Source organism: Achromobacter sp. JCM 18799 (assembly GCF_055395645.1).
This window is the reverse complement of record NZ_AP043866.1, coordinates 2,340,716-2,361,583: the sequence shown is the minus strand read 5'-3', so window position 1 is coordinate 2,361,583 and position 20,868 is coordinate 2,340,716. Positions and strand designations below refer to the sequence as shown.

General features: G+C 68.0%; 17 protein-coding genes. 3 read left to right on the top strand and 14 right to left on the bottom strand.

Annotation, left to right across the window (positions count from 1 at the left end):
* Nucleotides 1-10 precede the first annotated feature (10 nt).
* Together ACZ5YA_RS11100 and ACZ5YA_RS11095 are read right to left on the bottom strand one after the other, a co-directional pair.
* Entirely contained in the window at nucleotides 11-982 is a 972-nt protein-coding gene (locus ACZ5YA_RS11100) for a tripartite tricarboxylate transporter substrate binding protein (RefSeq protein WP_059372131.1), read from the bottom strand.
* Nucleotides 983-1,041: 59 nt separating this feature from the next.
* Entirely contained in the window at nucleotides 1,042-1,911 is an 870-nt protein-coding gene (locus ACZ5YA_RS11095; protein ID WP_059372132.1) for a fumarylacetoacetate hydrolase family protein, read from the bottom strand.
* A 188-nt stretch (nucleotides 1,912-2,099) separates the two neighbouring features.
* On the opposite strand from ACZ5YA_RS11095, the gene ACZ5YA_RS11090 reads away from it, so the two are divergent.
* Nucleotides 2,100-2,768, top strand: a complete 669-nt coding sequence (locus ACZ5YA_RS11090; RefSeq protein WP_059372134.1) for a FadR/GntR family transcriptional regulator — start codon at nucleotides 2,100-2,102, stop codon at nucleotides 2,766-2,768.
* Between the two features lie 75 nt (nucleotides 2,769-2,843).
* Here ACZ5YA_RS11090 and ACZ5YA_RS11085 read toward each other — a convergent pair whose 3' ends face one another.
* The 6 genes from ACZ5YA_RS11085 to ACZ5YA_RS11060 all read right to left on the bottom strand — a co-directional run bounded on the left by ACZ5YA_RS11085 (nucleotide 2,844) and on the right by ACZ5YA_RS11060 (nucleotide 10,067).
* Complete coding sequence (locus tag ACZ5YA_RS11085; protein WP_251881998.1) at nucleotides 2,844-3,734, bottom strand: GntR family transcriptional regulator; 891 nt, start codon at nucleotides 3,732-3,734, stop codon at nucleotides 2,844-2,846.
* A 5-nt stretch (nucleotides 3,735-3,739) separates the two neighbouring features.
* Nucleotides 3,740-4,792: a 4-hydroxythreonine-4-phosphate dehydrogenase PdxA gene (pdxA, locus tag ACZ5YA_RS11080; protein ID WP_059372138.1), complete on the bottom strand. Its 1,053-nt coding sequence runs from the start codon at nucleotides 4,790-4,792 to the stop codon at nucleotides 3,740-3,742.
* A complete protein-coding gene (gene dtnK, locus ACZ5YA_RS11075; RefSeq protein ID WP_118933694.1) occupies nucleotides 4,789-6,006 on the bottom strand; it encodes a D-threonate kinase in 1,218 nt (405 codons plus the stop codon). The genes pdxA and dtnK overlap by 4 nt, the downstream gene beginning before the upstream one ends.
* On the bottom strand, nucleotides 6,003-7,028 hold the full coding sequence (locus tag ACZ5YA_RS11070; RefSeq protein WP_082400881.1) for a 2-keto-3-deoxygluconate permease: 1,026 nt from the start codon (nucleotides 7,026-7,028) through the stop codon (nucleotides 6,003-6,005). The genes dtnK and ACZ5YA_RS11070 overlap by 4 nt, the downstream gene beginning before the upstream one ends.
* A gap of 147 nt (nucleotides 7,029-7,175) precedes the next feature.
* The gene (locus ACZ5YA_RS11065) at nucleotides 7,176-9,221 is read right to left on the bottom strand and encodes a TonB-dependent siderophore receptor (RefSeq protein WP_223283453.1); all 2,046 of its coding nucleotides are present in this window, start codon (nucleotides 9,219-9,221) and stop codon (nucleotides 7,176-7,178) included.
* Nucleotides 9,222-9,542: 321 nt separating this feature from the next.
* Nucleotides 9,543-10,067, bottom strand: a complete 525-nt coding sequence (locus tag ACZ5YA_RS11060) for a MarR family winged helix-turn-helix transcriptional regulator (protein WP_059372141.1) — start codon at nucleotides 10,065-10,067, stop codon at nucleotides 9,543-9,545.
* A 166-nt stretch (nucleotides 10,068-10,233) separates the two neighbouring features.
* On the opposite strand from ACZ5YA_RS11060, the gene ACZ5YA_RS11055 reads away from it, so the two are divergent.
* Both ACZ5YA_RS11055 and ACZ5YA_RS11050 read left to right on the top strand, forming a co-directional pair.
* The gene (locus ACZ5YA_RS11055; protein WP_059372143.1) at nucleotides 10,234-11,208 is read left to right on the top strand and encodes a Bug family tripartite tricarboxylate transporter substrate binding protein; all 975 of its coding nucleotides are present in this window, start codon (nucleotides 10,234-10,236) and stop codon (nucleotides 11,206-11,208) included.
* A 10-nt stretch (nucleotides 11,209-11,218) separates the two neighbouring features.
* Nucleotides 11,219-12,787 (top strand): sulfatase-like hydrolase/transferase, encoded by a 1,569-nt coding sequence (locus tag ACZ5YA_RS11050; RefSeq protein ID WP_306636550.1) that lies wholly within the window; start codon nucleotides 11,219-11,221, stop codon nucleotides 12,785-12,787.
* 57 nt (nucleotides 12,788-12,844) lie between these two features.
* Here the strand turns inward: ACZ5YA_RS11050 and ACZ5YA_RS11045 are convergent, their stop codons facing one another.
* The 6 genes from ACZ5YA_RS11045 to ACZ5YA_RS11020 form a co-directional block, all read right to left on the bottom strand.
* Nucleotides 12,845-14,542 carry an AMP-binding protein gene (locus ACZ5YA_RS11045; protein WP_059372148.1) on the bottom strand — a complete coding sequence of 566 codons (1,698 nt, stop codon included), beginning with the start codon at nucleotides 14,540-14,542 and terminating at the stop codon, nucleotides 12,845-12,847.
* Between the two features lie 47 nt (nucleotides 14,543-14,589).
* Nucleotides 14,590-15,180, bottom strand: coding sequence for a chalcone isomerase family protein (locus ACZ5YA_RS11040; RefSeq protein ID WP_059372149.1), 591 nt, complete (start codon nucleotides 15,178-15,180; stop codon nucleotides 14,590-14,592).
* Nucleotides 15,144-15,689, bottom strand: a complete 546-nt coding sequence (locus ACZ5YA_RS11035) for a PaaI family thioesterase (protein ID WP_059372151.1) — start codon at nucleotides 15,687-15,689, stop codon at nucleotides 15,144-15,146. The genes ACZ5YA_RS11040 and ACZ5YA_RS11035 overlap by 37 nt, the downstream gene beginning before the upstream one ends.
* Before the next feature lie 17 nt (nucleotides 15,690-15,706).
* A complete protein-coding gene (locus ACZ5YA_RS11030; RefSeq protein ID WP_464092501.1) occupies nucleotides 15,707-16,906 on the bottom strand; it encodes an acetyl-CoA C-acyltransferase in 1,200 nt (399 codons plus the stop codon).
* A 140-nt stretch (nucleotides 16,907-17,046) separates the two neighbouring features.
* Nucleotides 17,047-19,437, bottom strand: coding sequence for a 3-hydroxyacyl-CoA dehydrogenase/enoyl-CoA hydratase family protein (locus ACZ5YA_RS11025; protein WP_464092500.1), 2,391 nt, complete (start codon nucleotides 19,435-19,437; stop codon nucleotides 17,047-17,049).
* A 67-nt stretch (nucleotides 19,438-19,504) separates the two neighbouring features.
* Nucleotides 19,505-20,827, bottom strand: a complete 1,323-nt coding sequence (locus ACZ5YA_RS11020) for an OmpP1/FadL family transporter (RefSeq protein ID WP_059372156.1) — start codon at nucleotides 20,825-20,827, stop codon at nucleotides 19,505-19,507.
* Nucleotides 20,828-20,868: the final 41 nt, after the last annotated feature.

Sequence of the window (20,868 nt, the reverse complement as noted above, 5' to 3'; positions counted from 1 at the left end):
TCCCGTTGGGCTATTCGACCTTGCCGATCCGGTTGACCGCGACCTCCAGCGAGGCCGAGTCCTTCTTCCAGTACTCGTCGAAGGCCGGCGCGTCCAGGTATTGCACCGGACTGCCGGTGCCGGCGATGCGGGCCTGGACCTCGGGGTTGGTGGCGACGTCCTTGACTGCCTGGCGCAGCTTCTCCACGACGGCCGGCGGCGTGCCGGCCAGGGCGAATACGCCCGACCACTGCACGAAGCTGATGTCATAGCCTTGCGATTTGAAGGACGGCACGTCCGGCAGGCTGTCGAGCTTGCCGTCGCCCCAATGCGCCAGCGCCTTGACGCGCCCCGCCTGGATCAGCTGCATGACGCTGGACGGCCCGGTGGCAAGGGCATCGACCTGGCCGCCCACCAGCGCCTGCACCGCGGGGCCGGCGCCGGTGAAGGGCACGTGCATCATCTTGATGCCAGCGGCGTTCTGCAGCATTTCCATCGGCACGTGCATGGTGCCGTAGATGCCGGAAGAGCCGTAGCTGAACTTGCCGGACTGCTTCTTCGCCGCGTCGACGAATTCCTGCAGCGTCTTGTACGGCGCGTCGGCGCGCACCACCAGCACGGTCGGATCGGCGGTGATGCGCGCGATCGGCACGAACTGGTCCAGCTGATAGGCCGGCTTGCGTTCCAGCAGGCGGTCGGCTGCGGGCAGGATGGAAATCGACGACAGGCTCATCAGCAGCGTATAGCCGTCGGGCTTGGCGCGGCCGGCCTGGCCGATGCCGATGGCGCCGCCCGCGCCGCCCTTGTTTTCGATGACGACGGCCTGGCCCAGCTTGTCGCCCATGGCCTGGGCCAGCGGCCGCGCGATCGTGTCGGCGACGCCGCCAGGCGGGAAGGGCACCACCATGGTCACGGGGCGTTCAGGGTAGCCGGCGGCCAGCGCATTCGCGGCTCCCAGCCATAGCAAGGCAGCCGCGGCCGCCCGGTAGCAACGCAGATTCATGTCTCACTCCTTGTGCTTCTTATTGCCGAGCCGCCCCGTGTTCATTCCGGGGCTTGTCCTCAGACGAAGCGGTTTTCTATGTGGCCGATGCCGTCGATCTCCACCCGCACCACGTCGCCGTGCTTGAGGAATTGCGGCGGGTTCAGGCCCTGGCCGACGCCGGCCGGCGTGCCGGTGGCGATGACGTCGCCCGGATACAGCGTGATGCCGCGCGAGCAGGTTTCGATCAGCGTGGGGATGTCGAAGATCAGGTCTTCGGTGTTGCCGTCCTGGCGCAGCTCGCCGTTGACCCAGCAGCGCACGCGCGTCTTCTGGCCGTCCAGCTCGTCGGCCGTCACCAGCCAGGGGCCCATGGGGCAGAAGGTGTCGAAGGACTTGCCCAGGTCCCACTGCTGATGGCGCATCTGCACGTCGCGCGCGGTAACGTCGTTGACCACCGTGTAGCCGATCACGTGGCTCATGGCCTCGGCGCGGGAAATGTTGCGGCCGCCCTTGCCGATCACCACCGCCAGCTCGGCTTCGTAGTCGATCTTGTCGGAGACGCCCACGGGCAGATGCACGTCGGCCCAGGGGCCGACCACGGTCTGCGGCACCTTGGTGAACACGATGGGCCAGGATTCGGGATTGGCGTCGTTGTCCTTGAAGACGGAGTCGCGCAGTTCCTTGGCATGGGCGTGGTAGTTGCGGCCCACGCAGAACAGGTTGCGCCGCTGCGCTGGCAGGGGCGCCTCATGCTCGACCTGGTCCCAGCGGTAGGACGAGCCGACCTTGGCCGGCAGGGCGCGGCCCTCGGCCAGCCATTCCACGGCGGTCAGCGCGCCCGCGGCCGCGAGTTCGCGCGGGAAGTCCAGGGCGGTCACGCTGCCACCGTCGTCGGACACCACGCCGATGCGGCGCTCGCCCTGGATCCGGAATACTGCAATCTTCATGCTTGCTCCCTGAGCGGTCCGGCCGCTCTTGTTTAATACCAAAAAATACCAATTGGGCGAATATCAAGGCCCAATTTCGGGAGAGGATATACCAAATAAACCAACTTTCCTAACGGAATCTCCAGGTTTTTCTTGGTTTATTGGTCTGTTTTGGTATCATCTGGCCGCTAGCTATTCTGGGGCGGTCCATGGACAAAGCTTCCGCCTTGCGCGCGGTCATCATCGAGAATCTGCAATCCGGCGCCTGGCCTGCTGGCCATCGCCTGCCCACGGAACGCGCCCTGAGCGAACAATTCGGCATCAGCCGTTCAACGGTGCGTCGCACCCTGGCCGACTTGAAGAACGAAGGCCTGATTTCGCAGCGCGTGGGCAGCGGCACCTACGCCAATCCCTCCTCGGCGCTGGCGCAAACGGAAGGGCTGCTGCGCACCGAAGTGCTGTCCACCAGCCCGGCCGAACTGATGGCGGCGCGGCTGGTGCTGGAGCCGGCCATCGCGGCCCTGGTGGTGCAGCATGGCAGCCCTGCCGATTTCGCCGCGATGCAGGACGCCTGCGCGCGCGCAGAGGCCGCCGACAGCTTCGAAGCGTTCGAGATCTGGGACGCCAAATTGCACGAATTGATGGCGACGGCCACGCACAATCTCTTCATCGAAAAAGTGTTCGCGCTGATGACGGCGGCGCGCTCGCAAGCGACCTGGGGCGCCTTGAAGCGCAGGAGCCTGACGCCCGAGCGGCGCCAGGCCTATCAGGTGGAGCATCGCGAGATCGTTGATGCGCTGCATGACCGGGACGCGGAACGGGCCATGGAGGCCGTGCGGCGGCATCTGCTGCACGTGAGGGACAACCTGCTGGGCTAGGGGCTGCCGCGTCCGCAGGCTGCGGCGCGGCCGGGGCATGACCGGTGCAAGATCGGCCGCCGCGGGAAGCGCGCCTCAGGGCTGCGCGCGCAGCCTGGCCAGTTCGGCGGAAAGCTCGGCCACCAGGGCTTGGGCGCGCGCCAGCGGGTCGTGGCCCTCGGGCGAGGGCTCTGCGGGCGCGTCGGGCGTCTGCAGCCGTGGCTGCACGCTTTCATGTCCCATGCTGACGTCCACGTCGAACACCAGTTGCTCGGCGCGGTGCCAGGTGGTGAACCACTCCAGGGGGCGGCCATGCTGGTCCATGCCTTGGCCTTGCAGCATGAGCAACGGCGTGCCGGCTTGCGTGTCCAGCAGTTCCGCCAGCGTCTTGTCGGCCGCCACCGCCCGGATCTGGTTGCGCCCGGCGCCGGGGCGCAGGCCGAAGCGCCGTGTCAGCACGCCGTGCAGGGATGCGTCGGCGAGATCTTCGGCGCGCAGGCCGGGTACCGCGCCGGCGGGCAGCCATGTGCGCACATAGGCCAGCGGCGCATCGGCCACATGCCGCAGGCGTTCCAGCATCAGCAATTGCGTGGTGCCGAAGAAGGCCGCCACATCGGCGGGCGGTTCGGCGCGCGCGAACGCCAGCACGCGGGTTTGCAAGGCCACGCCGGACTGCGCGAACTGCTCGTACAGGCCGGTGGATCGCTGCACCAGCCGGCGGTGTTCCTGGGGCGCCGCCACGGTGGCAGGACGCCCGGTTTCGCGCTGGATCAGGCCTTCGGTGGCCAGGGCCGCCAGCGCCTGGCGCACCACGCTGCGCGCCACGCCGAAGCGTTCGCACAGCGCCGCCTCGCTGGGCAGCACGGCGCCGGCCGCGAGCTTGTTCGTGCGGATGTATCCGCGCAGCAGGGTCGCCACCTGGGCGTGCAGCGGGATATCGCCGGAGCGATCAAGTACGGGCAATGCGTCGTGCGTGGCGGGCGCCATGGGAATCAACCTCCGGTTTGTGCCCGCGCAGTTTCCCACACATGCGTCCAGCCCGGGGCCAGATGCGCGGCGCGCTCGGCGGCCAGGATCAGGCTGTCTTCGCGGGCGATGCCGCGGCCGGCGATGTCGAAGGCGGTGCCGTGGTCCACGGACACGCGCACGACCGGCAGGCCCACCGTGATGTTGACGCCGTCGTCGCCGTAGACCGCCTTGAAGGGCGCGTGGCCCTGGTCGTGGTAACAGGCGATCACGAACTTCCACTTGCCGCGCACGGCTTGCGGGAACAGCGCGTCGGCCGGAATCGGGCCCGCGGCCAGGATGCCGGCGGCATTGGCTTCGGCCACCGCGGGCGCCAGGATGTCGGCGTCTTCGGTGCCGAAGATGCCGTTTTCGCCGGCATGCGGATTCAGGCCCGACACCGCCACCGGCTGGTCGCCGCGGCCCAGCGCCTTGGCGAAGGAACCGGCCAGGCGCAGCACCGCGCGCATGCGCGCCGGGGTCAGGTCTTCGATGGCCTGGCGCAGCGACACGTGGGTGGTGGCGTGGAAAATGTAGAGGTCGCCGGCCGACAGCACCAGCGAGAAGGTCTTGACGCCGAACTCGTGCGCCAGCAGTTCGGTATGCCCGGGCCACTTGTGGCCGGCCGCGTGCATGGCGGCCTTGTTCAGCGGGGCGGTGACGATGCCGTCAACCTCGCCGGCGCGCGCCAGGGCGCAGGCCGTGGTGACAAAGCGCACCGAGCCGTCGCCCGCGTCCGCGCTGATCTCGCCCAGCTTCACATGGGCCAGCGACGGGCCTGCCTGCAGCACTTCGATGGTGCCGGGCGTGTTGGCGCAGTCGGCGGCGCGGTCCAGCTTGCGCACGATGGCGGGGTCGCCGCCCAGGCTGCGCACGGCGTTGGCCATCACGTCCACGTCGCCGACCACCAGCAGGCGGGCCTTCTGGCGCAGTTCGTCATGGCCCATCAGCATCTTGGCCGTGATTTCCGGCCCGATGCCCGCCACGTCGCCCAGGGTTACGGCCAGCAGGGGCAGCTTGCCCGGTTGGGGTTGTGTCATCGCTTGAATCTCCTGTCGCGGATCGCGCGCACCGCGCGAACCAGTACATCTTCGGTGCCAAAGCCGCCGGCCTTGGTCACCACGGGCAGGCCGGCGGCCGTGCCTCCGGTCAGCGTGCCCAGGGGCACGCCGCCCATCACTTCATCCACCAGCGCAATGCCGCGGGCGCCCAGCGCCACCAGCACGCTGCGCGCGCCGTCACCGCCCGTGGCGACCACGCCGGCCGCGTTCGCGCTGGCGATCAATTGCGCGGCCAGGCCGCCCAGGCGTTCCGCGACGGTCTCGGAATCCAGGCCGTCCAGCTGGCCTTCGGGCGCCAGCAGCAGCACCGTGCCGGCTTGCGCCGGCGATTGGCCATGCGCTTGCAGCAGCGGCTGGCTCCAGGCCTGCCATGCGGCGTCGTCGGCCAATTGAGCCAGCGAGGGTGTCCAGGTGTCGGCGCCCGAGGCTTGCAGGGCGGCGGCTTGCGCGCGCGCCGCGCTGTGCTGCGAGGTCACCACCACCACGACCGGCGCGGTCTGGTCGGCGCCGGCCCAAACCCGAGCCAGCGGCACGGCCAGGCCGCCCGCGCCCACGGGCAGGGCGTGCACACCCAACAAGCCGATGGCGCGCGCCAGGCGCTCCAGGTCGGCTTCGGTAGCCGCGTCGACCACCACGGTGCTGCCGGCCGCGCGGATGCGGGCCGCCAGCGCTTGCGGCGTGTCGTCTTGCTGCGCCGCCACATGGGCGCAACCCAGCAGGGTGGGGATATGGCTTTCGGTCACGGGTGTGACCGGATCTGTGGCCGCCGAGGTCTCGGTGACCGGCTTGCCGTTGACGTAGAGCACGCCTTGTTCGACGGTGCGGCCGGTGGCCGGGAAGGCCGGACAGATCACCGCAATGGTGTCCGGACCCCAAGCCTCGCGCGCCGCGTCGATCTCGGCCTTGAAGGCGCCGCGCAAGGTGGAGTCCACCTTCTTGTACAGGCGCGTGACGCCGGCCGCACGCAGGCGGCGCACGTTCTGCCAGACGGCCTCGGCCGCGTCGGCGGCCGACAGGGGACGGCTGTTGGTCGTGACCGCCAGCACTTCCACGCCGGCGGCGCCGGAACCCGACAGCGCCTCGTCGGCGCCGCCGATGGACAGATGGGTGTTCCAGCCGGCGCGCACGAACTGCACCGCCGTGTCGCCCGAACCGGTCAGGTCATCGGCGACGATGGCGATGGCGGGATTCAAAGCGCCTCTCCGCGCGCTTCACGCAGGGCGGGGGCGACCGTGGGGTCGGCGTCCTCGGACTTGAGTTCGCCCGCGCGCTTGAGGAAATACGAGGCCAGCATGGGCGCCAGGATCGAGCTGATCAGCACGCAGGCGGCGACCTGGGCGGTGGCGGTCGACACGTATTGCTGGAAGTTGGGATCGGCGGCCGCTACCACTGCGGGGGTGGCAATGGCGTTGCCGGCGGTGGTGCCAGCGGCGAAGCCCAGGCCGCTCTTGCCGCCGCGGCGCAGGATGTAGCGATAGCCCAGATAGACCAGGCCGCCGGTGATGGGGCTGATGATCAGGCCCAGGATCAGGCCGCTGACGCCGCCGGAAACCACGGCGCCCAGATTGATGCCGGTGCCCAGGGCGAAGGCGAAGAACGGGATGACGATGTTGGGCACGGGCTTGAGCACGTCGCGCCACTTGGGGTCCAGGTTGCCGACCACCACGCCGAGCAGGAACGGCACCAGCGCCGCCACCAGGGCGATCATGGGGATGTCGGCCAGGCCCGAGGCGCCCAGGAACAGCAGGCTGAAGAAGGGGCCGTCATTGACCGCGCTGGCCACATAGGCGCCGCGGTCGCGGGCATCGCCGTACTGGCCGGTATAGGCCAGCCACAGGCCGCCGTTGCTGTTGTCGAAGGCGGCCAGCAGCGCCAGGATGGACACGCCCAGCACGCCGTCCAGGCCGACGTAGCTGCCCAGAATGATGATGAGGGTGGCGGGCACCAGGGTCTTCATCAACAGGATGGTGCCGGCGGTGGCCAGGATCGGGCCACCGGTGCGCGCATTGACCTGCGTGCCGGTGGCGAAGATCAGCAGCGCGATCAGGGGCAGGGCGCTGTTCTTGAACAGCGCCGTGGTGAAGCCGCCGATCGCCAACGCGTCGGGAGCGAAGGTGCCGATCAAGGAACCCAGGATCAGCGGCACCAGCATCAATCCACCGGGGATTTTCTGCATCGTGCCAAAAAAGGGCGAGCGGGAAGTTTCGGTCGACACTATCGGAGTCTCCAAGACGGTTTTTATGGGTTGCAGACGTTCGAGCGCGCGTCTGTCACACGGTTGATCAGGGATGAAAAACCGTAGTGTACACCTGTACGTACAGCATGTACGTACAGGTTGCCGGACCCGGAGGCAGTTCCGATTTTAGAAGCGGTAGGCGCCGCTCAGCATGACGGTGCGGCGTGCGCCATAGAAGCAGTCGCCGCGATCCAGGCAGACCACCTCATAAGTGCGGTCCGCGATGTTGTTCACGTTCAGCGCATAGCGCCAGGGACCGTTGTCGTAGCTGAGCATGGCGTCGAACAGCGTGACCGCCGGCGTTTCCGGAGCGCCGCCGTCGCGGAAGGCCGACAGGTAGCGCACGCCCGCGCCCACCGCGAAGCCGGGCTGGCCGGCCAGCGCGAAGCGGTACTTGCCCCACATGGAGGCCATGTGCTTGGGCTGGGCCTCAAGCTGCGGGTCCAGGTCGGTGTAGATGTAGTTGGCGATTACGTCCAGTTCCTTGGTGACGCGGCCGCGCAGCTCCAGCTCCACGCCGCGCGTGCGGGTCTTGCCGGCCTGGATCTGGTTGTTCGGATTGTCCGGGTCGTTGGTCTGGCGGTTCTTCTCGCGCAGGTCGTAGGCGGCCGCGGTGAATTCGATGTCGGCGTCCTTCGGCATGTACTTGATGCCGGCCTCCACCTGCTTGCCGCGCATGGGTTTCCAGCGCTGGTTGTAGAAGTCGGCGCCGGCGATGGGCGTGAACGACTCGCTGTAGCTGAGATAGGGCGACCAGCCGTTGTCCGCGGCATACATCAGGCCGAAGCGCTTGGTGGTGGCCATGTCGGTTTCCCGGTCCTGGCCTTCGGTGGTGCTGTCGGCGCGGTCGCGGCGGATGCCGGCGAGGAAGATCCAGTTCTTGTCGAACTTGATCTGGTCCTGCGCGTAGAAGCCGATCTGCTGCTGATTGATCTTGGGGGTGTCCGACAGTTCGTACTCGGGCGCGTTGCCGTATACGGGGTGGTACAGGTTCAACGGCGAACCCGCGCCGCTGGCCGTCTGGCTGGTCTCGCGGTAGCGCGAATAGTCCATGCCGAAGATCACCGTGTGTTCCGTGCGGCCCCAGTTCAGCTTGCCTTCCAGGTTCTGGTCCGCCAGCAGCGTGCGCATGCGCGGCTTGTTGACATAGAAAATGCGGTCGACGGTGGTCTGTTCCGGATCGATGTAGGAATCGCCGCGGCGCGCGCCGTAGACGTTGGGATAGAGCGTCTTGTAGTCGACGCTGCTGACCGTATTGCGGAAGTTCTGGCGCACTTTCCAGGTGTCGTTGAATTGATGCTCGAACAGCCAGCCCACGCTGAACTGTTCGGTGTCATAGGCGTCGAAACCGGGCTCGCTGGCGAAGCGCCGGGTCGGGATGCGGCCGTTGGGATTTTCCTGCACCGAGCCGCTCCACGGCAGGAAGGACTGCGTGGTGCCCGCGCGGTCCTTCTGCCAGGTGGCCTGCAGCGTCAGCGAGGTGGCCGCGCTGGGGCGCCAGGTGAGGGACGGCGCCAGCATCAGCCGGTCGTCCGGCGCGTATTGAACTTGGGTATCGCTGTCGCGTCCCACGGCGATGACGCGGTACAGCCATTGGCCGTCCTCGCTGGCCGGGCCCGTGAGGTCGGCCTGGATCTCGCGCCGGTTGTGGTTGCCCAGCACCACGCCGATTTCGCGTTGCGTTTCCTCCAGCGGGCGCTTGCTGACCAGGTTGACGATGCCGCCCGTGCTGCCCTGTCCGTACAGCATGGAGGAGGGGCCGCGCAGCACTTCCACGCGCTCCATCGCATAGACCTCGGTGCGCGGGTTGTTGAAGCTGAAATACTGGCGCAGGCCGTCCAGGTACTGCACCGGCTCCACGCCGCGGATGCGCACGTAGTCGGCGCGGTTGTCCACGCCATAGGCGTTGGGGCGCACGCCTGCCGCGTAGTTCATGGTGTCCTGGATGTTCTGCGCGCCCTGGTCCACGATCTGTTCACGCGGGATCACGGTGATGGCCTGCGGCGTTTCGGACAAGGGCGTGTCGGTCTTGGTCGCGGTGGCGCTACGCGTGGCGACATAGCCTTCTACCGGGCCGGTCGCGGTTTCGCCGGTGCCGGTGACCTGCACGGCGGGCAGGATGGTGGCCGGCTCGCCGGATGCGGCGGGCTGGGCCTGCGCTGCGCCGCCCATGCAGGCGGCAAGCGCGGCGGCGACAGGCAACAGGACCAGCGGCCGCGCGCGCCGGGCGGCGGGATCAGGGTGGTGTTTCAACGGATTTCCCCCTCGGCCTGAATTCGGCCGATTCTGGATGCAAATGACAACGATAACTATTATTAATTTACTGCATCGAGAATGTCAGGAAATCCGCGGCCCGCAGATGTAAAAAAGCCGTGCAAAGCTTGCCGGGCGGTAAGGCCGACGACGAAAAGCGCCGTCCTATCAGTGGCTTGGCGACGTTTGGGGCAGGGGCGCGGGAGCCGCGCGCCTGTTGGCGAGGCGCGACAGAACGGCTCAGGCGTGGCGCGGCCGGCGGGTGCCGCCGTCGCGTCGGCTGGCCTTTTCCGAGACGATGTTGCCCTCGGCCATGCGGCGGCCGCGCTGTTCGATGCGGCCCAGAAGGTCGCGCAGCAAGGCGACCTCGTCGGCGCTCAGGTCCTGCACCAGCAGGTCGTTCAGGTGCGAGACTTCGGGCAGCAAGGCGTCGTACAGGGTGCAGCCTTCTACCGTGGCTTCCACACGCACCACGCGGCGGTCGGCGCTGTCGTGCAGGCGGCGCAGCCAGCCTTTTTCGCATAGCGCGCCCAGGGTGCGCGAGGTACGCGCCAGATCCAGTTTTGCAGCGGCCGCCAGTTCAGCCGAACTCATGATGCCGCCCTCGATGGCACAGGCCAGCACTCGCCATTCGCGCCGCGTGATGCCGAAGCGTCCTTCGCACAGGCGCAGGAATACCGGATTCGATTGCGACCATGCCTGGTACAGCCGGTACATCAGCATGTCCGAAAGCTGGCGTTGTCCGGACGCGGGATCGGTCGGCATGGCTTTTCCTCCTGGTGGCGTTGCAGTTCGCGCTGCATATCGTTATGGGAAGTCCTGGATTAGATCAACAAACATGCGCGTTGCTAAATTCAATTTCCCTATTTGGGTATCGGCCAGGCAGTGACAACCATCATCGACAGCGGGCCGCTGTCTCCAGGAGTTGACCATGCGTAAATGGATATCGGGCGCTGCCGCGGCGGCAATACTTGCGGGGGCCGCGCCGCTGGCCGGTGCGCAGCAGGCCCCGCTGGACGGGACCTTGACGGTGGTGGTGGGCTATCCGCCAGGCGGTAGTTCGGACCGCATTGCGCGGCTGGTCGCGGACCGGCTCAAGGACCGGGTGGGCGTACCCGTGGTGGTCGAAAACAGGACCGGAGCGGGCGGCCGCATCGCGGCGCAAGCCCTGCATGCGGCGCCGGCCGGCCAGAACGTGCTGATGCTGGCGAACCCGGCCGTGATGGTGGTGGCGCCGCTGGTCTATGCCCAACCCGGCTATGACGCGCAGCGCGACTTCAAGCCCGTGTCGCTGGTCAGCAGCTACAAGTTTGCGATGGCGGTGGCGGCGAATTCGCCGATCCAGGACCTGGCCGGCCTGCGGCAGTGGCTGAAGGCGAACCCGAAGCAGTTCGCCGTGGGCGTGCCGGCCACCGGCAGCCTGCCGCACTTCTTCGCGCTGATGCTGGGGCGCGAAATCGGCCTGGAGCCCGAAGTCGTGGGCTACCGCGGATCGAGTCCGCTGATCTCCGAGCTGATAGGCGGCATCCTGCCGCAAGGCATAGACACGCTGGATACGCTGCTGCCGCAGCACCGCGCCGGCAAGATCCGCATCCTCGCCGTGTCTGGCGAGGCGCGCGATACCGAACTCAAGGACGTGCCCACCTTCAAGGAAGGCGGGGTGAACCTCGCGGCCGACGGCTGGAACGCCTTCTTCGCGCCGGCAGCGATGCCGCAGGCCAAGGCCGACAGACTGGGCGCGGAAATCGCGGCGGTGTTGCGCGAGCCCGCCATGCAGGAGGCCGTGCGTGCCGCGTACCTGGAGCCGGTGTCGCTGGACGCGCGCGGCACGGCCGACGCCCTGGCCGCCTACCGCAAGCAGTGGGAGCCCGTGGTGCGCGCATCCGGCTTCACGGCCACGCAATAGGAGGGCGGCGATGAGCGATGTACAGAACGTGCTGTTCATCATGGCCGACCAGCTGCGGGCGGACCACCTGAGCTGTTATGGCCATCCCTACCTGCAGACGCCCAGCCTGGATGCGCTGGCGGCGCGCGGCGTGCGCTTTGACCGCGCCTTCGTGAACTCGGGCGTGTGCGGACCTTCGCGCATGAGCTACTACACCGGCCGCTATCCCTCCAGCCATGGCGCCACCTGGAACCGCGTGCCGCTGTCGGTCAACGAAATCACGCTGGGCGAATACCTGGCGGGGCAGGGCCGCGAACTGGCGCTGGCCGGCAAGACCCACATCATCCCTGACAAGGCCGGCATGGAGCGGCTGTCGATCGATGGTTCCTCGGAGCTGGGCGCGCTGCTAGGACGCGGCGGCTTCACCGAACTGGACCGCTACGACGGCCACCACACGCCGGGCGACGAAAGCGGCTATCCCGCCTTTCTTCGGCGCCACGGCTACGACAGCGCAGACCCCTGGACCGATTACGTGATCGCCGCGGTGGACGCAGCGGGCCAGGCGGTCAGCGGCTGGAACATGCGCAATGCGCACTTGCCCGCGCGCGTGGCCGAGCCGCATTCCGAGACCGCCTACATGACGGACCAGGCGCTGGATTTCATGAAGCGGCGCGGCAGCCAGCCCTGGGTGCTGCACCTGAGCTATGTGAAGCCGCATTGGCCCTACATGGCGCCGGATCCCTACCACAAGCGCTACACCCCGGACCAATGCCTGCCGGTGCGGCGCAACCGGGAAGAACTGGAGAACGCGCATCCGGTGGTGGCGGCCTACCGGCAGCACGAAGAGAGCGTCAGCTTTTCCTCGGACGAGTGCGTGCGCGTGGTGCGCCCGGCCTACCAGGGCCTGATCCGGCAACTGGACGATCATCTGGGCCGGCTGTTCGACTACATGGAAGGCGCGGGCCTGATGAAGAACACGCTCATCGTGTTCACCGCGGACCACGGCGATTTCCTTGGCGACCATTGGCTGGGCGAAAAGGAACTGTTCTACGACACTGTGCAGCGCGTACCCTTCATCGTCATGGACCCGTCGGCCGCGGCCGACGCCACGCGCGGCCGCGCGCTGGACGACATGGTGGAAAGCGTGGACCTGGCGCCCACGGTGCTGCGCGCGCTGGGCAAGTCCGGCCCCGGCCATCGGCTGGAGGGCCGCGAATTGCAGACCTTGCTGCACGGCCGCGATGCCGCCACGCCCTGGCGCGATTGCGTGTACTCGGAGCTGGACTACAGCTTCCGCCAGGCTCGCCTGTTGTGCGGCAAGACGCCGCAGAACGCGCGCGCCTGGTCGGTGCGCACGGACCGCTGGCGCTACGTGTACTGGCTGGACGAGCGCGAGCAGCTCTTCGACCTGCACGCGGATCCCGAGGAGTTCCAGGACCTGGGCGCAAGCAGCGCGCATGCGCAAACGCGCCAGGCGCTGCGCCAGCGGCTGCTGGAATGGATGCTGCGCGGCAAGCGCCGCACCACCATCAGCGACGAGGCCGTGGAGAAGGGGACCAACGCCCACAAGCGGGCAGGAGTGTATTTCGGGCAGTGGTAGCCGGACCCGGAGACAGCCGCCGGCCCGCGTCCGCTGCGGGCCGGCGGGTCTTCAGGCTTAACCCGGCTGCCGGGCTTGCGCCTGAGCGGCTTCCTGCGCCGCCGGTTTCAGCTCGCGGCGCAGGATCTTGCCGACGTTGGTGCGCGGCAGGTCGTCGCGGAACTCGATGTAGCGCGGCACCTTGTAGCCCGTCAGCTGCTTGCGGCAATGCGCGATCAGGGTCTCGGCGTCCAGCGCCGGGTCCTTGCGGATCACATACAGCTTCACGGCCTCGCCCGAGCGCTCGTCGGGCACGCCCACCGCCGCCACTTCGCGCACGCCGGGATGCAGGGCGGCCACGTCCTCGACCTCGTTGGGATAGACGTTGAAGCCGGACACCAGGATCATGTCCTTCTTGCGGTCCACCAGGAACACGTAGCCCTTTTCGTCCACGTAGCCCACGTCTCCGGTACGCAGGAATCCGTCCGCATACAGCACCAGCGCGGTTTCGTCGGGCCGCTGCCAGTAGCCTTGCGTGACCTGGGGGCCGCGTACGCAGATCTCGCCGGTCTCGCCCACGCCCAGTTCCCGGCCCGCGTCGTCGCGGATGGAAATGTCGGTGGATGGCACGGGCAGGCCGATCGAGCCGGTGAACTCCTGCACATCCAGCGGATTGATCGTGACCGCGGGCGAGGTCTCGGTCAGGCCATAGGCCTGCGCCAGCGAGCGGCCGGTGACGGCGCGCCAGCGGTCGGCCACCGAGCGCTGCACCGCCATGCCGCCGCCCATGGTCAGGCGCAGCCGCGAGAAATCCAGGCGCGCGAAATCCGGGTTGTTGAGCAAGGCGTTGAACAGCGTATTTACGCCCGTGAAGGCCGAGAACGGCACCTTGCGCATTTCCTTGACCAGCCCGGGAATGTCGCGCGGGTTGATGATGAGCAGGTTGCTGGCGCCCATCTTCATGAAGGTCAGGCAGTTCGCCGTCAGCGCGAAGATGTGATACAGCGGCAGCGCCGTCACGATGCATTCCTCGCCTTCGGTCACCAGCGGCCGGACCCAGGCATAGGCCTGGCTCAGGTTGGCGACCAGGTTGCCGTGGGTGAGCATGGCGGCCTTGGCCACGCCGGTGGTGCCGCCGGTGTATTGCAGGCAGGCCAGGTCGCGCTGGTCCAGCTTCACTTCGTCAAAGGGCGCGCTGCTTCCGGCGCGCAGCGCAGCGCCCAGCCGCAAGGCGCCGGGCAGGGACCACGGGGGCACCATGCGCTTGACGCGGCGGACCACGAAATCCACCAGGCGGCCCTTGAACGGCCCCAGCAGCTCGCCGATGGACGTCACCACCACCCGTTCTATCGCGGTGCCTTCCAGGGCCTTTTGCACGGTGGCGGCGAAGTTGTCGGCGACCACGATGACGCGCGCGCCTGAATCGGCCAGCTGGTGCTGGAGTTCATGCGGGGTATAGAGCGGGTTGCAGTTGACCACCACGCAGCCGGCGCGCAAGGCGCCGAACAGGCATACGGGGTACTGCAGCAGGTTGGGCATCATGAGCGCGACGCGGTCGCCGGGGCCCAGGCCGTTGGCGTGCAGCCAGGCCGCGAAGTCGCGCGTCAAGCGGTCGAGCTCGGCATAGCTGAGCGACTTGCCCATGCTGATGTACGAGGTCTTGCCGGCGTAGCGCTCGCAACTCTCGCGCACCACCGATACCAGCGTGGTCACGCCGTCCATCTCGATGTCCGCGGGTACGCCCGCGGGATAGCTTTTCTGCCAGATTCGTTCCATGTGCCGGATTTCCGTGTGGGGCCTGTACAGCAAGAGAGCCTTGGGCCCTAGCCGCCCAGCAGGGCTTTTTTCAGGGAGGCTTGCGCGGGTTTGTCGCCCAGCCAGACCCGCAGCAGGGCGCGCGCAAACGCGGGGCTGTCGATGCGTCCACGCAGTTTGCCGTTATCGGTGACCGCGACGCCGCGGGCGTCGAAATCCAGGTCGACCACGTCGCCTTCGCGCACCGCGCCGATTTCCGCCATCAGGGCGGACAGGCGGGCGGCCGGCGCCTTCAACTCGGCCAGCTCCTGCGCGGACGTATTGTCGCGCAATCCGTCCTGCAGGGCTTCGTCCAGGCTTTTGCTGTCGACGTTGCGCAGCAGCAAGAGGCGCATGCGGCGCGGTTCGTCGCTATTGACCAGCGCGGCCGCGTCGCCGCTTTGCGCGGCGGTGTACAACGCGGCCACGTAGACCTTGACCACGAACTTGGTGCGCACGCCGGCGCCGTTGAGCACCAGGGCGCGGCCGCCTTCCGACAGGCTGTCCGGCACGCGCACGCCGGCCACTTCGATGTCGGCGGACTGCGCGGGGGCGCCGGCCAGGCAGGCGGCAAGCATGAGGCTCAGGGCGGCGATTCGCCCTCCGGGGATGCGACGCATGATTCTCCTCCAGTGTTCTTCTGCTTGTAGAACTTCTTGTCTGCGATATAGATCGTGCGTTCCACGACGGCGTAGACCACGCCGTCGCGGTCCTTGAGTTCCACCGTATAAGTCCGGGTGGTTTCATGGTCGCGCGCGAGGATCGCGCGGATTTCCGCGATCTCGTCGGGCGGGAGCCGGAAGTCCACATACAGCGTGGCGTACGCCGGCTTGCGGTAGCGTATGGTGGCCGCCTTGTCCCACACGATGTGGTCCGCGCCCAGCGCGGACATCAGCATCGTGGGGTGGGCGCCGTCGGTCACCGCGAACAGCGAGCCGCCGTACATCGACCCGACGATATTGCGCGTGCGCCGCAGCAGCGGCAGCTTGATGCGGATATGGTGGAAGTCCGCGGACACATGCACCACTTTGCCGCCGGTGGCGCGGAACGCCGGATGCAGATTGAAGCCCACCCGCATCAGGCGCGCCCGCCATGTCGGCGACAAGTTCTTGAACCAATAGGGCTTCATGTCCCGCGCCGCTCCGCCTACATCGCCTCGAACAGGCCGGCCGCGCCCATGCCGGTGCCGATGCACATGGTCACCAGACCGTACTTGCCGCCGGTGCGGCGCAGGCCGTGGGTGAGGGTGGCCGTGCGGATCGCGCCCGTGGCGCCCAGCGGGTGGCCCAGCGCGATCGCGCCGCCCAGCGGATTCACCTTGGAGGGATCCAGCTTCAGTTCGCGGATCACCGCCAGCGATTGGGCGGCGAAGGCCTCGTTCAGTTCGATCCAGTCCAGCGCGTCCTGGCCGATGCCGGCGCGTTGCAGCACCTTGGGGATGGCTGCGACCGGGCCGATGCCCATGACTTCGGGCGGCACGCCGGCCACGGCGAAGCCGGCAAAGCGCGCCAGCGGACTCAGATTGAATTCGCGCAGGATGCGGTCGGACACCAGGATCACGGCGGCGGCGCCATCGGACATCTGCGAACTGTTGCCGGCCGTGACGCTGCCGCGCACGGCGAATACGGGCTTCAGGCGGGCCAACGCCTCGGCGCTGCTGTCCGGCCGGGGGCCTTCGTCCGTCTCGACCAGGCGGCGCGCGGTGCGCACCGTGCCGCTGGCGTCGCCGGGCTGGCGCGACACCGTTTCATAGGGCGTGATCTCGGCGCGGAAGTGGCCGGCGGCGATGGCCGCGCAAGCCTTCTGGTGCGAGGCCAGGGCGAAGGCGTCCTGGTCCTCGCGCGAGACCTTCCAGCGTTCGGCGACCTTCTCGCCGGTCAGGCCCATGCCGAAGGCCATGCCGATGTTTTCCTGGTGCTCGAAGATGGCCGGGTTCATCGACACCTTGTTGCCCATGATCTGCGGCATGGCGCTCATGGATTCGGTGCCGGCGCCGATCATGATGTCGGCCTCGCCGGTGCGGATGCGGGCCGCGGCATCGGCCACTGCCTGCAGGCCGGATGCGCAGAAGCGGTTCACGGTGACGCCAGCCACGCTTTGCGGCAGACCGGCGAGCAACAGGCCGATGCGGGCCACGTTCATGCCTTGCTCGGCTTCCGGCATGGCGCAGCCGGCGATGACGTCGTCGATGCGCGCGGCGTCCAGGCCCGGGACCTGCGCCAGCGCGCCATTGAGCGCGGCGGCCAGCATGTCGTCGGGGCGGATGGTGATGTAGGCGCCGTTGCGCTTGCCTACCGGCAGGCGCGTGGCGGCGACGATGTAGGCGTCTTGAATCTGCTTGCTCATAGTGATTCCTTGTGTGTCCATGGCGCTGGCCGTTGCTGTCCGCTGGCTTGCCCTGTCGGGGCCGCGCGGATCCGGCTTCGCCGGTCCGCAGTCGGCGCCCCCTTGAAGGGGGAAGCGCCGCAGGCGCTGCGGGGGTGGGCCTAGTTCCTCAGGGGCTTGCCGGTGTCGAGGGTGTGGCGGATGCGGGCTTGCGTCTCGGGCGTGCGCAGCAGCGCCACGAACTCCTTGCGCTCCACGGCCAGCAGCCATTCCTCGTCCACCTTGGCGCCGGTGTCGACCTCGCCGCCGCACAGGGCCACGGCGGCGCTGCGCGCCACGCGGTAGTCGTGCGCGCTGATCATGCCGCCTTCGCGCATGTTGACCAGCACCATTTCGAAGTTGGCAATGCCGTTGCGGCCCGCGACCGGAATGTCGCGCAGGCGGGGAGGCGGCGTGTAGCCGGCCTCGGCCGCGGCGCGCGCCTGGCCGATGGCGACGTACAGCAGCTCGTCCGGATGGAACACGACGATGTCGTGCTCGCGGGCGAAACCCGTGGCGATGGCTTCCAGCGCGCTCTTGGCGACCTGTGCCGTGGCAATGGTCTGGAACACCGGCTGCAGATAGGGGAAGACCTCGCCCGGCGTGGCGGTCCTGGCGGCCAGCGCGGCGGCGCGGCCGGCGAATTCCTTGCTGCCGCCACCAGCCGGAATCAGCCCGACGCCGGCCTCGACCAGCCCGACATAGCTTTCCAGCGCCAGCACCCGGTGCGAGGCGTGCATCAGGAATTCGCAGCCGCCGCCCAGCGCCATGCCCTGCACGGCCGCCACGGTGGGAATCTGCGCGTACTTGAACGACTGCGAGGTGCGCTGGAATTTTTCAACCGTGGCTTCCAGCATGTCCCATAGTCCCGCGGCGCAGGCCTCGGAAACTTGTTGCAGGTTGGCGCCCACGGCGAAGGGCGCGTCGTGCCAGATGACCAGGCCGTCGTATTCGCGCTCGGCGCGCGCCACCGCCTGCAGGATGCCGTCGAGCACTTCCGCGCCCAGGGTGTGGTTCTTCGAGGTGACGGACAGGATGGCCACGCCGGCGTCGATCTGCGGCAGGTTCCACAGGCGTACGCCTTCGTTTTCCCAGATCGTGACGCCGCGCGCGCTGGCGCCTTCGCCGAATACGCGCTCGGGGAACAGCTGGCGGCGGTACACCGGCAGCGTCGAGCGCGCGCGCAGCTGGCCGGTGCGCGCGGAGTAGGAGCCTTCGGGCGCATGCACGCCGTTGCGGCCGGGCTCCAGCGCCCATGCCGGTAGCGGCGTGTCGCTCATGGCCTGGCCGGCGGCGATGTCCTCGGCCACCGCGGCGGCGATGGCCTGCCAGCCGGCGGCCTGCCAGGTTTCGAACGGGCCTTGGGCCCAGCCGAAGCCCCAGCGCATGGCCAGGTCCAGGTCGCGCGCGTTGTCGGCCACGTGTTCGAGCTGCACGGCGCTGTAGTGGAAGATGTCGCGGAACAGGCTCCAGAGGAACTGGGCCTGGGGATGGCTGCTTGCGCGCAGCGCGGCGAAGCGCTTGCCCGGGTCGCGCTCCTTGAGCAGGGCGGCGACTTCGTCGGCCAGCTTGCCCGCGCTGGGCACGTAGTCCTGCGCTTTCAGGTCCAGCACCAGGATTTCGCGGCCTTGCTTGCGGTAGACGCCGGCGCCGGTCTTCTGCCCCAATGCGCCCTTGGCGATCAGGGCGGAAAGCCACTCGGGCAGCTTGAAGTAGCGGTGCCAGGGGTCGTCCGGCAGATTCTTGTCCATGGTGCCGACCACGTGGGCCAGCGTGTCCAGGCCGACCACGTCGGCGGTGCGGTAGGTGGCGCTCTTGGGACGGCCGATCTTCGGGCCGGTCAGGGCGTCGACCTCATCGAATGCCAGGCCTAGGCGGGCCGTGTGGTGCATGGCCGCCAGGATCGAGAACACGCCGATGCGGTTGGCCACGAAGTTGGGCGTGTCCAGCGCGCGGATCACGCCCTTGCCCAGGGTCGAGGTCAGCCAGGTTTCAAGCTGGTCCAGCACGACGGGCTGGGTGTGCGAGGTGGCGATGATCTCCACCAGCCGCATGTAGCGGGGCGGATTGAAAAAGTGGATGCCGCAGAAACGGTCGCGCAGGGCCGCCGGCAGGGCATTGGCCAGCGCGTCGATCGACAGGCCCGAGGTATTGGAGGCGATGATGGCGCCAGGGGCCACGTGCGGCGCGATGCGCTCGTACAGCGCGGTCTTCCAGTCCATGCGTTCGGCGATGGCCTCGATGACCAGGTCGCAGCCGCGCAGCTGTTCCAGGTCGTCGTCGTAGTTGGCGGGCGTGATGTACGCCAGGCGCGCGGCGCCGGCCAGGGGCGCGGGCTCCAGCTTCTTCAGGCCGGCGATCGCCTTCTTGACCGTGCCGTTGCGGTCGCCTTCGGCGGCGGCCAGGTCGAACAGCGTGACGGGCACGCCGGCATTGGCCAGATGGGCGGCGATCTGCGCGCCCATGACGCCGGCCCCCAGGACGGCGACGTGTTTGACGACGAACTTGCTCAAGGCAGTCTCCTGAAAAAAGCGGAAGGCGGGGCCGGCCGGACCGGGCCGGGCCGCCATCCGGTGCGGGTTAGAAGCGGGACGACAGCTGTACGCCCAGGATGTGGGCATTGCTGTCATAGGTACCCGCCACGCGGCCCTTGGTCAGCTGGTTGCCGGACGTGGTGTCGATGTCCGTCTTGCGCAGGTAGAGATAGGTATAGCCTACGTCCAGCGTGGTGTCCTTGGTGGCCTGCCACTGAATACCGGTCGAGAGCCAGTAGCGGTCATTGTCCGGCAGCGAGGTCGGACGGTCGGCTTCCTTGTACACGGGCGATTGGTCGAAGGCGACGCCGACTTTCCACTTCCAGTTGGGCGCGAACTTGTAGTTGGCGCCCAGGGCGACGCGCCAGCTGTCGCGGAAGTTCAGCGGCAGGTCGTCGTCGCGTGCGCCGACGCCCGAGTTGCGGATCTTCAGGTCGGGAATGCTGCTCCAGCCCGTCCACGAGATGTCGCCCAGCAGCTCCCAGCGTTCGTTCAGCTGGTGCGCCGCGCTCAGGATCAGGGTGTCGGGCAGGGTCACGGACGCCTTGGCGTCGAACGACACCGAGTTGCCGCGCGGATAGATGCTGGTGATGTCGGTGTCGCCCTTGGCCGTGTGCTTGATCTGCGAACGGTAGGACAGGCCGATGCGGGTGTCGTCCGTGGGTTGCAGCATGAAGCCCACGTTCCAGCCCCAGGCGTCGCCCTTGAGGTTCAGGTCGGCGTCGCCGGTGGTGCCCAGCGGCATGCCGGGAACCGGCAGTACCGCCTTCTTCTTGTAGTTGGCGTCGATGTGCTGCCAGTTCACGCCAAAGCCCATGGAGAACTTTTCGTTGACCTTGTAGGCGATCGAGGGGTTGACGTTGATCGTCTTGATCTCGAATTTGTTGGAGTGGTACTGGCCCACCCAGCCGTCGTCGTATTCGGTCATGAGGCCGAACGGGGCGCCTACGCCCAGGCCGATGAACCACTGCTCGTTCAACTGCCAGGAGGCGTACATGTTGGGCACCACGCCCAGGTTGCCGGCGTCGCCGCCGTTGCCGCCGGTCGGACGCGATCCGCCCAGGCCGGTGCCCGGCAGGCCGGGAATGCTGGGATTGCGGCTGTCGCCGTTGTCGGAAAACTTGAACGACGGCTTGATCAGGTTGACGCCGCCGGACACATTGAAGCCGGGCAGGTAGGTCATGCCGGCCGGGTTGTAATAGATGATGCTGGCGTTCTCCGGATTCGCCGCAGAGCCTGCATAGGCGTTGCCCAGGCCGCTGGCGTTCTGCTCCAGGAGCTGAAAGCCGGCCGAGTGCGTTGCCGTGGATGCGCCCAGGCCGACCACGAGGGCCGACAAGGTGCTCAGGGACAATGAACGTCTGCTCATGGTACTGCCTCCTCGTGATGGATAGATGTCTCTATGGCACT

Bases quoted from the DNA above. Each gene is read 5' to 3' on its own strand.
- ACZ5YA_RS11055 (WP_059372143.1), top strand. From the start codon at position 10,234: ATGCGTAAATGGATATCGGGCGCTGCCGCGGCGGCAATACTTGCGGGG.
- ACZ5YA_RS11035 (WP_059372151.1), bottom strand. From the start codon at position 15,689: ATGAAGCCCTATTGGTTCAAGAACTTGTCGCCGACATGGCGGGCGCGC.
- ACZ5YA_RS11085 (WP_251881998.1), bottom strand. From the start codon at position 3,734: ATGGCGCCCGCCACGCACGACGCATTGCCCGTACTTGATCGCTCCGGC.
- ACZ5YA_RS11065 (WP_223283453.1), bottom strand. From the start codon at position 9,221: ATGGGCGGCGCAGCGCAGGCCCAGCCCGCCGCATCCGGCGAGCCGGCC.
- ACZ5YA_RS11020 (WP_059372156.1), bottom strand. From the start codon at position 20,827: ATGAGCAGACGTTCATTGTCCCTGAGCACCTTGTCGGCCCTCGTGGTC.
- ACZ5YA_RS11060 (WP_059372141.1), bottom strand. From the start codon at position 10,067: ATGCCGACCGATCCCGCGTCCGGACAACGCCAGCTTTCGGACATGCTG.
- pdxA (WP_059372138.1), bottom strand. From the start codon at position 4,792: ATGACACAACCCCAACCGGGCAAGCTGCCCCTGCTGGCCGTAACCCTG.
- ACZ5YA_RS11050 (WP_306636550.1), top strand. From the start codon at position 11,219: ATGAGCGATGTACAGAACGTGCTGTTCATCATGGCCGACCAGCTGCGG.
- ACZ5YA_RS11040 (WP_059372149.1), bottom strand. From the start codon at position 15,180: ATGCGTCGCATCCCCGGAGGGCGAATCGCCGCCCTGAGCCTCATGCTT.
- ACZ5YA_RS11090 (WP_059372134.1), top strand. From the start codon at position 2,100: ATGGACAAAGCTTCCGCCTTGCGCGCGGTCATCATCGAGAATCTGCAA.
- ACZ5YA_RS11045 (WP_059372148.1), bottom strand. From the start codon at position 14,542: ATGGAACGAATCTGGCAGAAAAGCTATCCCGCGGGCGTACCCGCGGAC.
- ACZ5YA_RS11030 (WP_464092501.1), bottom strand. From the start codon at position 16,906: ATGAGCAAGCAGATTCAAGACGCCTACATCGTCGCCGCCACGCGCCTG.
- ACZ5YA_RS11100 (WP_059372131.1), bottom strand. From the start codon at position 982: ATGAATCTGCGTTGCTACCGGGCGGCCGCGGCTGCCTTGCTATGGCTG.
- ACZ5YA_RS11095 (WP_059372132.1), bottom strand. From the start codon at position 1,911: ATGAAGATTGCAGTATTCCGGATCCAGGGCGAGCGCCGCATCGGCGTG.